The sequence below is a fragment of the Pantoea leporis genome (assembly GCF_028048155.1).
Classification (GTDB): domain Bacteria; phylum Pseudomonadota; class Gammaproteobacteria; order Enterobacterales; family Enterobacteriaceae; genus Pantoea; species Pantoea leporis.
The window spans coordinates 44,220-57,527 of the sequence record NZ_JALMEU010000007.1 but is presented as its reverse complement, the minus strand read 5'-3'; the positions used below and the strand labels follow the sequence as shown (position 1 = coordinate 57,527).

The window sequence follows — 13,308 nt, the reverse complement described above, 5'->3', positions numbered from 1 at the left end:
TACCCGTTTTCCCGCTTGCTAATTCTGCGCTAATTTTCTGCTAATTAAGGGATAAATTTAACGCGCTATTGTGGCGGCACTGGACATATTGCCAACGCAGGAGAATCCCATGAATCAGCGCGAATTTATCCGTAGTTTGCTGGACTGGATAGAGAATAACTTAGGGCACGATCTGCATCTGGATGAAGTCGCACGCCGCTCGGGATACTCCCGCTGGCATCTGCAACGTCTGTTCCGTCAGCACACCGGCTTTTCACTGGCCGAGTACATTCGCCAGCGCCGGTTAACCGAATCTGCGCTGACGCTGATTAACAGCGATGAGGCGATTTTGCAGGTGGCGATGAGTTACGGCTTCGATACGCAGCAGGCTTATACTCGCACCTTCAAAAACTACTTCATGGTGACGCCAGGCCAGCTGCGCCGCCAGCGTCGCGTCGAGCCGGATCGTTTATTGTTCCCATTGGCCGTTGCGTAGGGGGCCATTCATGGCGACCGGGCTCGGAGATTTGTTGTAAGCTGCTGTTCTCACTCTCTTAACTGCCAGAGAACATGGACAACAGCGACAATCTCTCCGCCATGATGCTGTTTGCACGCGTCGTGGAACGGCAAAGCTTTAGCGAAGCCGCACGCACCTTAGGCGTCTCCAAATCGCACGTCAGCCGTGAAGTGGCGCGACTGGAAGTGCGCCTCGGCATCAAGCTGTTGCAGCGCACCACGCGCAAAGTGGTGCTGACGGAGCTCGGCCAGGCCTACTATCCGTTCTGCGTGCGCATGCTGGAAGAGATGCATCGCGCCGACGCCTTTGTGCAGCAGGTACATCAACTGCCCGCAGGCAACGTGCGCTTGCAGGCGCCGATCACCTACGGCTGTCAGTGCGTGGTCCCCACGCTGAATGACTTTATTTGCCGCCATATTCACATCAACGTCGATCTCGACCTCACCACCAGCGATGACCCGCAACCCAGCGCCGACGTGGCGATTGTGATCCGCGCGCGTGCGCCCGACGCGGCTAATTATCGTGAACTCGCCAGCATTGATTGGGGCTTATACGCCACGCCAGATTATCTGGCGGCGCATGCGCCCATCGATCATCCCGACCGCCTGACGCGCCACGACTTGCTACTGTTTCATGGCCCCGCGCACACCGCCGCGCTGCCGTTTCGCCGTGATAAACAGCGCCTGGCGCTGGATGTGCACAGCCGTTTCCGCGCCAACAACAGCATGGCGCTGCTTAATGCCGCACTGGCGGGCACCGGCATCGCTTATCTGCCCGCTTATATGACGCAAGATGCCTTAGCGCGCGGCGAAATCCAGCAGGTGCTATCAGATTGGCAAATGGATCGCCTGCACAGCTATCTGTTGCTGAAAGAGCAGCCGCAACCCTCTTCGCCGGCCACCTTGCTGTGCGATGCGTTAATCAACACCCTTGGTACAGCGTAATTGTTGTTATCTGGCAACAATGCTGCGCCGCCTGGCAATTATCCGCGCTACTCTGTTTTCTGCGCAGCGTCACTGTTAGCCTGCTAAAAAAGCAAAAAACAGGGATATTACCATGCAGCAACCTCCACTCGCGTTAGCGCCCGAACAGCAACACTGGAAGCGAAATTTGTGTATCTGCGTGCTGGGTTCGTTCAGCACCATTGTGGCGATGACGCTGCTGTTGCCGTTTCTGCCGCTCTACGTGCAGCAACTCGGCGTGCAGGAACCGGCGGCAATTGCGCGCTGGTCGGGTGCGGCCTACGGCGCCACCTTCCTCAGCGCCGCCCTGACCGCGCCGCTGTGGGGCAAACTGGCCGATCGCTATGGCCGCAAACTGATGCTGATCCGCGCCAGCCTCGGCATGGCGATTGCCATGTCGCTGATTGGTATGGCCACCGCGCCGTGGCAGCTGGTGGCGCTGCGTTTGCTGGCGGGTTTGCTCGGCGGCTACGCCTCGGGATCGACCATTCTGGTGGCGGCGCAAACGCCGAAAGAACAAACCGGCTGGGCGCTCGGCGTGCTGTCATCCGGCATTATGGCCGGCAACGTGGTGGGGCCGCTGCTGGGCGGCGTGTTGCCGCCGCTGATTGGCATTCGTCACACCTTCTGGCTGACCGGCGCGGTGATTTTTCTCGCCTTCCTCGCAACGACCTTTTTGCTGAAAGAGGTGCCGCGCTCCTCTGGCAAGAAAACCCCACAGAAGATTGCTGACGATGCGAAGTCACTCAATTTGCCGGTGGTGCGGCTAATGTGGCTGTCGGGCATGCTGCTGATTTTCGCCAATATGTCGATCGAGCCGATCATCACGCTGTATATCGGCCAGTTTGTTGACGGCGATCACGCCATCACCGTCACCGCCGGATTGGTGATGGCCGCCGCCGCGCTCGGCAGCATTATCTCCGCGCCACGTCTGGGACGGCTGGCCGATCGCGTCGGGCATGGTCGCGTGCTGGTGTATGGGCTGATAGCCTGTGCGCTGCTGCTGATCCCGCAGGCGTTTATCCGCGAAGCGTGGCAACTGGTGGTGCTGCGTTTTCTGATGGGTATGGCGCTGGGTGGATTGATGCCGTGCGTCACCGCGCTGATTCGTTACAGCGTACCGCAGTCGCAGGTGGGCAAGATGCTGGGTTATTCAACTTCGGCGCAGTATGTCGGCCAGGTTTCAGGCCCGCTGTTCGGCGGCTTTATTGGCGGCGCGTTTGGTATGCGTCCGGTGTTTCTGGCGACCTGTGTGATCATGGCGCTGTGCGCATTGCTGAACGCGCGAGTGCTGCGTAAAACCTAACATGTAGGGCGCCATTCATGGCAACCGTTAAATATAAAAAAAGCGGGCCTAAGCCCGCTTTGTTATCTCAACGCGAAAACTTACTTCGCATCAGGCAGTGCATAAGCAATCACATAATCGCCCAGCTTGGTGCCAAACGAACCGTGACCACCGGCAGCGATAACAACGTACTGCTTGCCATCCACTTCATAGGTCATCGGCGTTGCCTGGCCGCCTGCTGGCAGACGTGCCTGCCACAACATTTCACCGGTATTGGTGTCGAACGCACGCAGGTAGTTATCTGCGGTAGCACCAATGAAGAACACGTTACCGGCGGTGGTGATTGGGCCGCCCAGCATTGGCATACCCATTTTGAACGGCAGTGGCACTGGCGCGCTATCGCGAACCGTACCAATGCGTTTTTTCCACACGGTTTCGTTGGTCTTCAGATCAACTGCGGAGACATAGCCCCACGCCGGTTGTTTACATGGCAGACCAAACGGTGACAGGAAGGGATTCAGCTCCACGCCGTACGGTACGCCGTACTGTGGCTGGATACCGGTTTCGGTACCTGAACCGCCTTTATCGTCAGCCGGTGGCTCGATCGGGTTGCCCGGACCGCGCGGAATCAGCTTGGACACAAACGGCAGCGCCATTGGGTTAGCAATCGCAATCTGACGATGTGGGTCAACTGCGATACCGCCCCATTCGAACATGCCAAGGTTGCCTGGGAACACCAGCGTACCTTGCTCAGACGGCGGGGTGAACGGGCCTTCATAGCGCAGACGCTTGAAGATCACACGGCACACCAGCTGGTCGTACAGGGTCGCGCCCCACATGTCCTTGTCCGTCAGATTCTGTTTCGGACGGAAGGTCAGTTCGGAGTACGGCTGAGTAGGTGCAACGTGGTCACCTTTGGCGGCGCCCTGTGGAACCGGAGTTTCCGGCGCAGGGACAACCGGCTCACCGGTACGACGATCCAGAACAAAGATGTTACCGGTTTTCGCCGGTGCATAAATCACCGGTACGGTTTTGCCATCTTTAGTCGTGATATCGGCCAGCGTCGGCTGCGACGGCAGGTCCATATCCCACAGATCGTGATGCACGGTCTGATACGACCACACCAGTTTACCGGTGGTGGCGTTCAGCGCCAGTACGCTGCTTGCATAACGTTCCTGCTCTGGTGTGCGGTTGCCGCCCCAGATATCTGGCGTTGACACACCCATCGGCAGGTAAACGATATCCAGTTTCGGATCGTACACCGCTGGTGCCCATGAGTTCGGTGAATTCATGGTGAAGCTGTGTTCATCCGCTGGAATCGCGTTTGGATCTTTGGCACCCGGGTCGAACACCCACAGCAGTTTACCGGTGTTAACGTCGAAGCCACGGATGGCGCCTGACGGCTCACGGGTAGAGTAGTTATCGGTGACCGCACCCGCGACCACGATGGTGGTGTCGGTGATGACCGGCGGCGACGTCGGCTCATACTGGCCTGGCGTCAATACCGGCTGCTTGTGCTGCAGATCCAGTTCACCGTTGTTGCCAAAGGCAGCACAACGTTCACCGGTTTCCGCATCCAGCGCGAACATGCGGCCATCATTCACCGGCAGGTAAATGCGGCGTGAGCACAGCGCAGGTTGAGTATTGGCCGCATCGGCCGCAGCAGGCACTTCGTGATAAGAAACGCCACGGCAGGTAACGTGCTGGAAGGTTGGATTCGGCTTCAGGCCCGGATCAAATTTCCACTTCTGCTTACCGGTTTTGGCATCCAGCGCAAACAGAATCTGGTGCGGTGAGCAGAGATACAGGGTGTCACGGATTTTGATTGGCGTGACTTCATCGGTGATTTCGCCCGGATCGTTTGGCGTCTTCAAATCGCCGGTCTGGAACTGCCAGGCAACCTGCAGCTCTTTAACGTTACCGGTGTTGATCTGCTTCAGCGGGGAGAAGCGGGTGCCTTGCTGGTCACGCGCATACGCCGGCCAGTCAGCATCAGCGATGTTGCTCAGCGGCTGTGCCTGCGGAGCATTGGCTGCTGTCGCTGGAATTTCACCGTTCAGCTCTTGCGGATCGTGGAATACCGCCCACGCCAGCACCAGTACGCTGGCAAGCAGCGCCACTGACAGCAGCGCCAGAGCGCCTTTGCCGGCATTATTCAGACCGCGATACACAAACGGCAGAATCAGCCAGATGCCGAAGATCACCAGCACATCGGTACGCGGTGCCAGCGCCCAGAAGTCGAAACCGACTTCCCACACGCCCCACACCAGCGTTGCCAACAGCAGCAATGCGTACAGCAGTAATGCTGAGCCGCTACGGCGCCACAGCAGAATAGCGGTGATCAACATGACCACACCGCCAATAACGTAGTACCAGGAACCACCAATGGCGGCTAACCAAACGCCACCAACCAGCATAAACGCGCCCGTCAGCAGTGCAAACAGCACTGTGAGAAAACGGATTACGCCAAAAGATGAGGAAGCTTTCCCCATAATATTGACCTCTTTCTTTGCCATTAAAAACTAAAAAGGAAACAACGCGTTGGGTTGCTTCCCGACATAGAGTACGAAATAACGAAACGGTTCGAGCGACGCTTTCCGTGCGGCGAGATGTTCCCTTTGCGTTAAATTTTATCTTAAAAACGTTAAAGGGTTTGATATTTTTAGTGCTTTGCACTCGTTGAAGGGAAGTACTGCGACATTTTATGAGGGAATAAAGGTGTTATGTCCGGTTAGATCGGGCCACAACACCTAAGAGCAACACATTGTGTAAACGTTTACCCTTCAAACAGCGTGCTGCTGGTGCGTTGTTCCTGCCAGCCGCTCAAATTAAGTTGAGCATAGTGCTCAGCGGGCAACGTTAACTGTGGCGTGCGTAATATTACTTCCACTTCTCTTTCACGACAGGATTCCAGCAGAAAAGGAAAGCTGAACTTGAGATAATTATCGTGAAAAAACTCGTCGGTCAACGCAATACCGCTAAATGGAAACGTTGCGATATTCTTCCAGCAGGTGCCGGGCGGTGCCAAATCATAGAGCCAAAATGAGAAACGTTCTGCGGCCCTACGTAAAGCACTATCTTGCTGAACTAAATCGGCATAATTGATTGCCAGCTGTACATTCTCATCCTGCAGGCTGGAATAAATTTCCGGATCCTGTAAAAAACGCATAAGGTTATTTCCCGTTAACGGGATGATTATTAATTCGGGTGTATCCGGCAACTGATTATGCAGCGAAATTATGTTGCGTCCATTAAGTATTGCTGTGTTTTCCTGTTCGCAATGCATAAAGGGGGCTGAATAACACACGCCAGCTAGCGCCCCGTCGAAGCGATGGATGCGCTCAGTAACATAAGGATTATAAGAACTGTTTTCCATTTATCTCTGTGAATAAATTAATTAACTGGAGCGTCTTAATTATTATAAGGACGGCGGGATAATGAAATCTAAACACAGTCAATATAGATCGTTTTGTTTATCAAGATCACCTTTTTTTAACTGTCACTGATAGAGAGATATTAGGCGCTGAGCAGGATGAATTAATCGACTATTGCCATATTGGGAAACTTTTGGATATTTTCATCTCATAACCATCAGCCTGCTAATATTAAGAGCTCCATGCTTAGCTAATTTTTGGATAAGCTTCTGTTTTTAAACAGCACGGCTAGCCATTGCCTGGCTCAGTAAGATGCCGCACTCTGTGGCCTGAAAAAATAAAGCGGAAGCCGCAACGTGGCTTTTCACCAGGTTGGTGCAACGACGCTAACCGATGTAATTGTTTAGGATGGGATAAAACTATGGGTTCTCGAGTCTCCGCAGCAGAGGATTCATTGCTGCGGCACAGGTCGTTTGTCGCCTTTTGGCTGGCGCGCACCTGTTCATCGTTTGGTTTTCAAATGTTTTCGGTCGCGGTCAGCTGGCAAATCTACGCGTTGACCCACAGCGCGATGGCGCTCGGCATGATCGGTCTGATGCAGTTTCTGCCTTCTGTACTGCTGGCGCTGCCCGCCGGGCATCTGGCCGATCAGCTTGACCGTCGTCGTATCGTATTGCTCGGACAATTTATTGAGTGGCTGGCGCTGCTGGGGCTGGTTGCGCTCACGCTGATGAACTGGGCGGGCAAGATCGAGATTTGGGGATTGGTGTTTCTGATCTCCGTCGCCAAGGCGCTTGAGTGGCCAGCGATTACCTCGATGCTGCCGGCGCTGGTGCCGCCACCGATTCTGGCGCGCGCCATGGCCGCCAGTTCGGTGGGCGGACAGGCGGCGGTTATTATCGGCCCAACGCTCGGTGGCTTCCTTTATGTCGCCGGTCCGGAAGTGGTGTATGGCGTCTCGGCGCTGTTCTATCTGTTCTCCATCGTGCTGGTGAGCCGACTGCGCTATGAGCGGCCGCCGCAGGCGCGCTTGCCGATGAATCTGCCGAACCTGTTTGCGGGCGTGCGCTTTATCCGCGATCGCAAAGATGTGCTCGGCGTGATTTCACTCGATCTGTTTGCCGTGCTACTGGGCGGCGCCACCGCGCTGCTGCCGATCTTCGCGCAAGATATCCTGCATACCGGGCCGTGGGGCTTGGGCATCCTGCGCGGCGCGCCGTCGGTCGGTGCGCTGCTGGTTGGCGTGTGGCTGAGTCGTCACAAGCTGGAAAAGAACGTCGGCATGATCATGTTCGGCTCGGTGGCCGGTTTTGGCGTGGCGACGCTGGTGTTCGCGCTCTCCACGCAGCTGTGGCTGTCGGTGATCGCGCTGGCGGCGTTGGGCGGCTTCGATATGGTCAGTATGGTGATTCGCGGCGCGCTGGTGCAACTCGATACGCCGGATGACATGCGTGGCCGCGTGAATGCGGTCAACGCCATCTTCATTAATACTTCGAATCAGCTCGGCGAGTTTGAGTCAGGTTTACTGGCGGCATGGATGGGCGCAGTGCCCGCGGCGGCGATTGGCGGCATCGGCACGCTGATCGTGGTGGGCGTGTGGATGACGATTTTCCCGCATCTGCGTAAGCGGCAGAAGCTGGAAAACGAAACTGTTACCTAACTTCAACATCGCGCGATGAATCGCGCCGCTACGGATTGTATAACGGTTTGTAGCGGCGCAATTTATTGCGCGTGTCTTACGCGGTTGCTGCTTTCCCCAGGTTGGCGTCAAATTTTTTCCAACTCTCCGTCATATCCACCACGGTTTTCGATTTTCGCGCTTCATCGATTTTGATCGCAGTGAGGCCCGCCTCCAGTGCGTCCACCACTGAAACCTTCAGCGGCGTTCCCTGTGTAATGTGTTTCACAATCTCTTCAGCCATCAGCGCATCTGCGCCGTAATGGCCGTCATAGGCGTTGCCGTCATACTCAGTATCCACTTCGCGCGCACCGGTGCGCGCGTTGTGCACGCGGAAGTAGTTACGCACGAAGTCACCTTCGGCCATGCCATCGGTGCCCATCACGCAGAAGCGGCGGAACTCATCCGGTACGTTAAGGTTGGCATGGAAGGCGAGGGTCGCGCCACCGGCATACTCAATCAGCGCGGTTTGGTAATCGACGATGTCGGCATCGCCGTCAAACACCGCATCGGTACTCGACCAGCCGCTCGGTTTAACGTGATACACCTCTGACTGCGCTGTTACCGCACCTTTAGGCGCGTGCTGCGGGGTGAAGTTTTTGCGTCCGCCAAAGCTGGCAACACGTACCGGACGCTCGCCGACCAAACCCTGGTAAAGATCGATATCGTGGCAGCATTTTTCCAGAATATACGGGCCGGCGTACTTCTCCAGACGGCGCCAGTCGCGCTGGAAGAACGCACCGTGATACGGCTTGATGTGTTCGGTGGCTTCAATTGAGGTGATTTCGCCAAGGCGATCTTCATCACGCGCGGTGAGCAGGTCGCGATAGAGCGGCGAGTAACGCAATACCAAGCCGACCAGAATGCGCTCGTGACCATATTGCTGCACCAGCTGCGCCATCGCCATGGTTTGCTCTTCGTTGATCACCACCGGCTTCTCGGTGAACACCGTGTAGCCGGCTGCTAAGCCCTGACGAATGTGTTCAAGGTGCATAAAGTTCGGCGAACCCACCAGCAGCAGATCAAAGCCGCCGTGTTGCAACAGCGCATCCACGCTAGCAAACGCGGTGCCCGCGTCGATGCCAAAGCTGTGCAGATTCGGTAATCCCGCCGGAGCCGGATCGACATAACCCACCACGGAAAACGCTGTGTCGGCTTTGTTGAACTCTTTCACCACATGGGAAAGCCGAAAGCCCAGACCAATAATGCCCACTTTCATGTTGTACCCCTGAAGCCCGTTGCCTTTAAGCCGCCCGACCTGTCAGGCTGCTGATAATCTGACCGCTAACTTATTACGACAGAAAAACTAATGTCAATCCGTGTGGCTGATCTCAATTGGTGAAAAATTGTTATTTATATGATTTATATCTATTTTAATTAACTATACGGATTGCCTATTTATTTATTATTGCGATTTAAGTTTTTTTCCCCTATCTTTCGCACATCTATAAGCGTCATACCGTTTCGGGCTGGCAGGAGGAAGCGCGTGCAATCACTAATGCTGGGTATTGATGGCGGTGGTACGCACTGTCGTGGACGCCTGACCGACAGCGCCGGACGCCTGCTGGCGGAAGCCAAAGGCGGTCCCGCTAACGTCTGGTCGCAGTTTGATGCCGCCATCATGGCCATTGATCAGGTCATTGACGATCTGTTTACGCAGGCGAATTTACCCGCTGAAGCGCGCGACCGCACGGTGATCGTCGCCGGTTTGGCGGGCGCGAACGTCGCCTCGGTGCAAAGCCGTCTCGCCAGCTGGCAGCCACGCTGTCAGGCGCGCTATCTGTTTACCGATGTCGAAATCGCCTGTGCCGGTGCGCACGCTGGTGCGCCAGGCGCAGTGTTTATTATTGGCACCGGCAGCCAGGGCGCGGCCTGGGATGGCACGCACTTCACGCTGCTCGGCGGCTGGGGTTTTGCCCTGTCAGATGCCGGTTCGGGGGCGATTCTCGGCCAACGCGCGCTGCGGCTGGCGCTGCTGGCGCACGAAGAGATTGTGCCCGCCTCGGCGTTAACGCAGCGCATCATGGCAAGCTATCAAAACAGCCCGGAACAGCTGCTGATGTGGTCGAAACAGGCGACACCCGCTGATTGGGGCCGCGTGGTGCCTGAGGTTTTCGCTGCCGCGCAGCAGGGCGATGTGCACGGCACAGCGCTGGTGCAGCAATCCGCCGCGGATATCGTGCAGATGGTGCAGCCGCTGCTGGCGCGCAGCCACGGCAAGCTGGCTTTGATGGGCGGATTAGCCGCGCCCATTCAGGCGTGGCTACCGGCGGATATCGCCGCGCTGCTGGTGCCGCCGCAGGGCGATGCCCTAAGCGGTGCGCTTCGCCTGGCCATGCAGTTCAGCCTGACACTTCCCGCTTAACTTCAGATAAAGAGGCTCATGAGCGCTCCCAACGTAACCGCGCGCATTCTGCGGCTGATTGTCGAAAATGCGCCTATTAGTCAATCCGATCTCAAAGTGCGCAGCGGCCTGAGCATGTCGACGGTGTCGCAAGCCACCAATCGTCTGCTGACCGGCGGCATCGTGCAGGAGCTGGGGCTACGTCGCGTCTCAATGGGGCGGCCCAAAACGCTGCTCGGCCTCAATCCGGATCACGCCAGCGTGGTGGGGATTCAGCTTAATGCCGAACGCAACCTGATGGTGCTGACCGATCTCAGCGGCAACATCATCGGCGAGCAGCAAATTCCTTCCGGCGCGATGACGCCCAAACAGCTCGGCGATGCGCTGGCGAAGTTTTTGCGTGGCGTTGAGGGCAAAAAGGTTGGGGCGATTGGTCTGGCGCTGTCGGGTTTGGTCGATGCCAGCAATGGCGTTTGCGTGCTGTCACGCGCGCTGGGCTGGGATAACGTGCCGATTGCCCGTCTGCTGGAAGAGCGCTTCTCGCTGCCGGTATTTATTGAAAATGATGCCAACGCGCTGGCGATGGCGGCGCTGGTGTTTGGTCAGCTCGGCCATGCGCAGTCGGCGGTGATAGCTACGTTCGGCAAAGGCATCGGCGCGGGGATTCTGCTCGATCGCCAGCTTTATCGTGGTCGTCACGGCAAAGCTGGGGAGATTGGCGTGTCGCTGCTGGGCGATGGTTCTGAGCGTCTGCTGGAGGATGTGGCGTCGTCGCAGGCGATTCTGCAGCGCGTGGCGGCCACCACCAAAGAAGAGGTGCCGCATACGCTGCGCGATCTCGATGCGCGTCCAACGCCGGAGGTGCTGAGCGCGCTGGCCGAGGCCGGGCAGCATTTGGGGATGTCGCTGGCGAATCTGTCGGTGGCTTACGATCCGGACGTGGTGTATCTGGCGATGGAGCCGCAAATGGCTTCGCGCATTCTGCTCGACCACGTTACGCAGAGTTTCCAGACCTACCGTTTGAAGCTGACGCCGCACATGACGCCGCTGCAGTTCCTTACGGAATCCAACCGCATGTGGGCGCAGGGCGCTGCCGGGTTTGCGGTGAATAAGCTGCTGGATTTGTTGGCCGCACAGGCCGATGAAGAGATCGCACCGCAATAATGAATCACGCGATAAATCCCCGCCCATTCCGTCGCGGCGCGATTTATCGCGCCGCGACGAAAAGATGCGGCTTTTACCTTATCTGAGTCGCAAACCCTGCTCATCAAACAATAAACAGTGCTCGGCACGCAGTTGATAACTCAGCCGCTCGCCAATCGCGTGTTCCGCCACGTTACGCTCCTCAATCACCAGCAGCTTCTCTTCGCCGATATCGAGATAGAGATAATTGGTGTGTCCCAGCATCTCGCTAAACGACAATTCGCCGCTAAAACTCAGGACATCATCGTTGCTGCTCACTGGCTGGAAATGCTCTGGACGTACGCCCAGCGTGATTTTCTGCCCTTCGCGGCACGACGCGGCGATCGGCAACGTAAGCTGATTAATGCCCAGCGCCGGCACCCGCAGTTGCACCGCGCCCGGCGCGATCGCGGCCACTTCGGCAGTGAGGAAATTCATCTTCGGCGAGCCAATAAACCCGGCGACAAACAGGTTGTCGGGATCGCGATACAGCGCCATCGGCGCGCCGACCTGCTCAATGCGGCCCTGACGCAGCACCACAATGCGATCCGCCAGCGTCATCGCCTCTAGCTGATCGTGCGTCACGTAGATCATGGTGTTGCCCAGCGAAGCGTGCAGGCGAGCAATCTCGATGCGCATCTGCAAACGCAGCTCGGCATCGAGGTTCGACAGCGGCTCATCAAACAGAAAAATGCGCGGATGGCGGATTATCGCGCGGCCAATCGCCACACGTTGCCGCTGTCCGCCGGACAGCGCGCGCGGTAAGCGGTCAAGAAATTCTGTGAGATGCAGGCGCGCCGCAGTTTGTTTGATCGCCTGCTCAATTTCCGCTTTCGGGCGCTTCATCACTTCCAGCGGATAGGCCAGATTGCCGCGCACCGTCATGTTCGGGTAGAGCGCATAGGACTGAAACACCATGGCGATGCCGCGCTCGGTGGCGTGCTGATCGGTCATATCGGCGCCTTCAATCAGCAACTTACCGTCGGTGATCTCCTCCAGCCCGGCAATCATGCGCAGCAGCGTAGATTTCCCGCAGCCGGAAGGACCGACAAACACCACGAATTCGCCGCTGTTAATGGTGAGATCGATGCCATGAATCACGTTTACATTTTCGTAGGACTTTTTAACGTTTTGCAGATGCAGGCTGGTCATGCGATGCCTCGAATCAGAGAAGTTGGCCCATATAAATGGCGTTGCTGCGCATAATCGGCGTGAAGCCAAGGCGCTGATAAAAGCCGCACACCTGCTCGTTCTGCAGGCTGACGCCGAGATAAACGCCCGGCACGCCCGCGGCACGCAGATCGTGTAGCAGCTGTTCAATCAGCTTGCGGCCCCAGCCACCTTGCTGCGCGGCGGGTAACAGATTGATGTGCAGATGCGCAGGCCACTGCGTCACCAGCTGATCCGCTGCCGCATCGGGCTGATGAATCGCTTCCAGCACTTTGCTGTCGAGCGCCGCCTGCGGCGCGTAATCGCGATATAGCTGTTGCAGCTGTGGCCACCAATCAGTATTCAACTTTGCTTCGAAGGCGCGCGTATCGGGCGCGGCGACCGCGTAGCCGACTACCTCGCCGTGCTGTTCCAGCACATAAGCAAATTCGGGCGCAAAGCGCGCGTAGGGAATGACAAAGCGCAGGCCGGGCAGCGCGGGATCGGAGTAGAGCGCGCTGGCATCGGTGCCGGCATTGGCGGTCTCTAAGCAGATGCGCGACAAGGCGGGAAAATCTGCCTCGCTGGCGCGACGAATAACACCTTCAGCCGTCATGGTGGAGCCTCTGTGGTCAGGAGATGAACAGATTTTACGGTAAAGAAAGCCGACTTAGTTTTCAAGATGTAATAATTGCGCTGGCGCACAAAGCTGATGCGAACTATAACCACAAAGCATGACTGGGCGGCTGACAAACTCACGCGCAACGCCGGTATGAGCGCTGGTTGAAAGCACATTGCCTTTCGCTTATCTATTGCTGTGATGATAACTATAGGATTT

11 protein-coding genes are annotated in these 13,308 nt (G+C 56.9%); 6 read left to right on the top strand and 5 right to left on the bottom strand.

All coding sequences use genetic code 11. From position 1 onward, the window contains the following. Nucleotides 1-109 precede the first annotated feature (109 nt). The 3 genes from MWH02_RS17035 to MWH02_RS17025 all read left to right on the top strand — a co-directional run bounded on the left by MWH02_RS17035 (nt 110) and on the right by MWH02_RS17025 (nt 2,764). A complete protein-coding gene (locus tag MWH02_RS17035) occupies nt 110-475 on the top strand; it encodes a helix-turn-helix domain-containing protein (protein WP_008105596.1) in 366 nt (121 codons plus the stop codon). 74 nt (nt 476-549) lie between these two features. After that, nucleotides 550-1,440 (top strand): LysR family transcriptional regulator, encoded by an 891-nt coding sequence (locus MWH02_RS17030; RefSeq protein ID WP_271461104.1) that lies wholly within the window; start codon nt 550-552, stop codon nt 1,438-1,440. A gap of 112 nt (nt 1,441-1,552) precedes the next feature. Further along, nucleotides 1,553-2,764, top strand: coding sequence for an MFS transporter (locus MWH02_RS17025; protein ID WP_271461103.1), 1,212 nt, complete (start codon nt 1,553-1,555; stop codon nt 2,762-2,764). An 80-nt stretch (nt 2,765-2,844) separates the two neighbouring features. On the opposite strand, the gene MWH02_RS17020 is transcribed toward MWH02_RS17025, so the two are convergent. Continuing rightward, nucleotides 2,845-5,235 carry a glucose/quinate/shikimate family membrane-bound PQQ-dependent dehydrogenase gene (locus tag MWH02_RS17020; RefSeq protein WP_271461102.1) on the bottom strand — a complete coding sequence of 797 codons (2,391 nt, stop codon included), beginning with the start codon at nt 5,233-5,235 and terminating at the stop codon, nt 2,845-2,847. A gap of 284 nt (nt 5,236-5,519) precedes the next feature. Further along, nucleotides 5,520-6,119, bottom strand: coding sequence for a hypothetical protein (locus tag MWH02_RS17015; protein ID WP_271461101.1), 600 nt, complete (start codon nt 6,117-6,119; stop codon nt 5,520-5,522). A gap of 419 nt (nt 6,120-6,538) precedes the next feature. Here MWH02_RS17015 and MWH02_RS17010 point away from each other — a divergent pair, with 419 nt between their 5' ends. Next, nucleotides 6,539-7,777: an MFS transporter gene (locus tag MWH02_RS17010; RefSeq protein WP_217550014.1), complete on the top strand. Its 1,239-nt coding sequence runs from the start codon at nt 6,539-6,541 to the stop codon at nt 7,775-7,777. A gap of 76 nt (nt 7,778-7,853) precedes the next feature. Here the strand turns inward: MWH02_RS17010 and MWH02_RS17005 are convergent, their stop codons facing one another. Next, complete coding sequence (locus MWH02_RS17005; protein ID WP_137384998.1) at nt 7,854-9,014, bottom strand: Gfo/Idh/MocA family protein; 1,161 nt, start codon at nt 9,012-9,014, stop codon at nt 7,854-7,856. A 267-nt stretch (nt 9,015-9,281) separates the two neighbouring features. On the opposite strand from MWH02_RS17005, the gene MWH02_RS17000 reads away from it, so the two are divergent. Both MWH02_RS17000 and MWH02_RS16995 read left to right on the top strand, forming a co-directional pair. Further along, nucleotides 9,282-10,160, top strand: a complete 879-nt coding sequence (locus MWH02_RS17000) for a glucosamine kinase nucleotide-binding domain-containing protein (protein WP_210082028.1) — start codon at nt 9,282-9,284, stop codon at nt 10,158-10,160. A gap of 18 nt (nt 10,161-10,178) precedes the next feature. Next, a complete protein-coding gene (locus tag MWH02_RS16995) occupies nt 10,179-11,303 on the top strand; it encodes an ROK family transcriptional regulator (protein ID WP_210082029.1) in 1,125 nt (374 codons plus the stop codon). Nucleotides 11,304-11,381: 78 nt separating this feature from the next. Here the strand turns inward: MWH02_RS16995 and MWH02_RS16990 are convergent, their stop codons facing one another. Both MWH02_RS16990 and MWH02_RS16985 read right to left on the bottom strand, forming a co-directional pair. Beyond that, nucleotides 11,382-12,473, bottom strand: a complete 1,092-nt coding sequence (locus MWH02_RS16990) for an ABC transporter ATP-binding protein (protein ID WP_101762344.1) — start codon at nt 12,471-12,473, stop codon at nt 11,382-11,384. 13 nt (nt 12,474-12,486) lie between these two features. Continuing rightward, the gene (locus tag MWH02_RS16985; protein ID WP_271461100.1) at nt 12,487-13,086 is read right to left on the bottom strand and encodes a GNAT family N-acetyltransferase; all 600 of its coding nucleotides are present in this window, start codon (nt 13,084-13,086) and stop codon (nt 12,487-12,489) included. Nucleotides 13,087-13,308 lie beyond the last annotated feature (222 nt).

Coding starts and splice junctions, on each gene's coding strand:
- MWH02_RS17030 (WP_271461104.1), top strand. CDS start 550: ATGGACAACAGCGACAATCTCTCCGCCATGATGCTGTTTGCACGCGTC.
- MWH02_RS17010 (WP_217550014.1), top strand. CDS start 6,539: ATGGGTTCTCGAGTCTCCGCAGCAGAGGATTCATTGCTGCGGCACAGG.
- MWH02_RS16985 (WP_271461100.1), bottom strand. CDS start 13,086: ATGACGGCTGAAGGTGTTATTCGTCGCGCCAGCGAGGCAGATTTTCCC.
- MWH02_RS17020 (WP_271461102.1), bottom strand. CDS start 5,235: ATGGGGAAAGCTTCCTCATCTTTTGGCGTAATCCGTTTTCTCACAGTG.
- MWH02_RS16995 (WP_210082029.1), top strand. CDS start 10,179: ATGAGCGCTCCCAACGTAACCGCGCGCATTCTGCGGCTGATTGTCGAA.
- MWH02_RS17035 (WP_008105596.1), top strand. CDS start 110: ATGAATCAGCGCGAATTTATCCGTAGTTTGCTGGACTGGATAGAGAAT.
- MWH02_RS17025 (WP_271461103.1), top strand. CDS start 1,553: ATGCAGCAACCTCCACTCGCGTTAGCGCCCGAACAGCAACACTGGAAG.
- MWH02_RS17005 (WP_137384998.1), bottom strand. CDS start 9,014: ATGAAAGTGGGCATTATTGGTCTGGGCTTTCGGCTTTCCCATGTGGTG.
- MWH02_RS17015 (WP_271461101.1), bottom strand. CDS start 6,119: ATGGAAAACAGTTCTTATAATCCTTATGTTACTGAGCGCATCCATCGC.
- MWH02_RS16990 (WP_101762344.1), bottom strand. CDS start 12,473: ATGACCAGCCTGCATCTGCAAAACGTTAAAAAGTCCTACGAAAATGTA.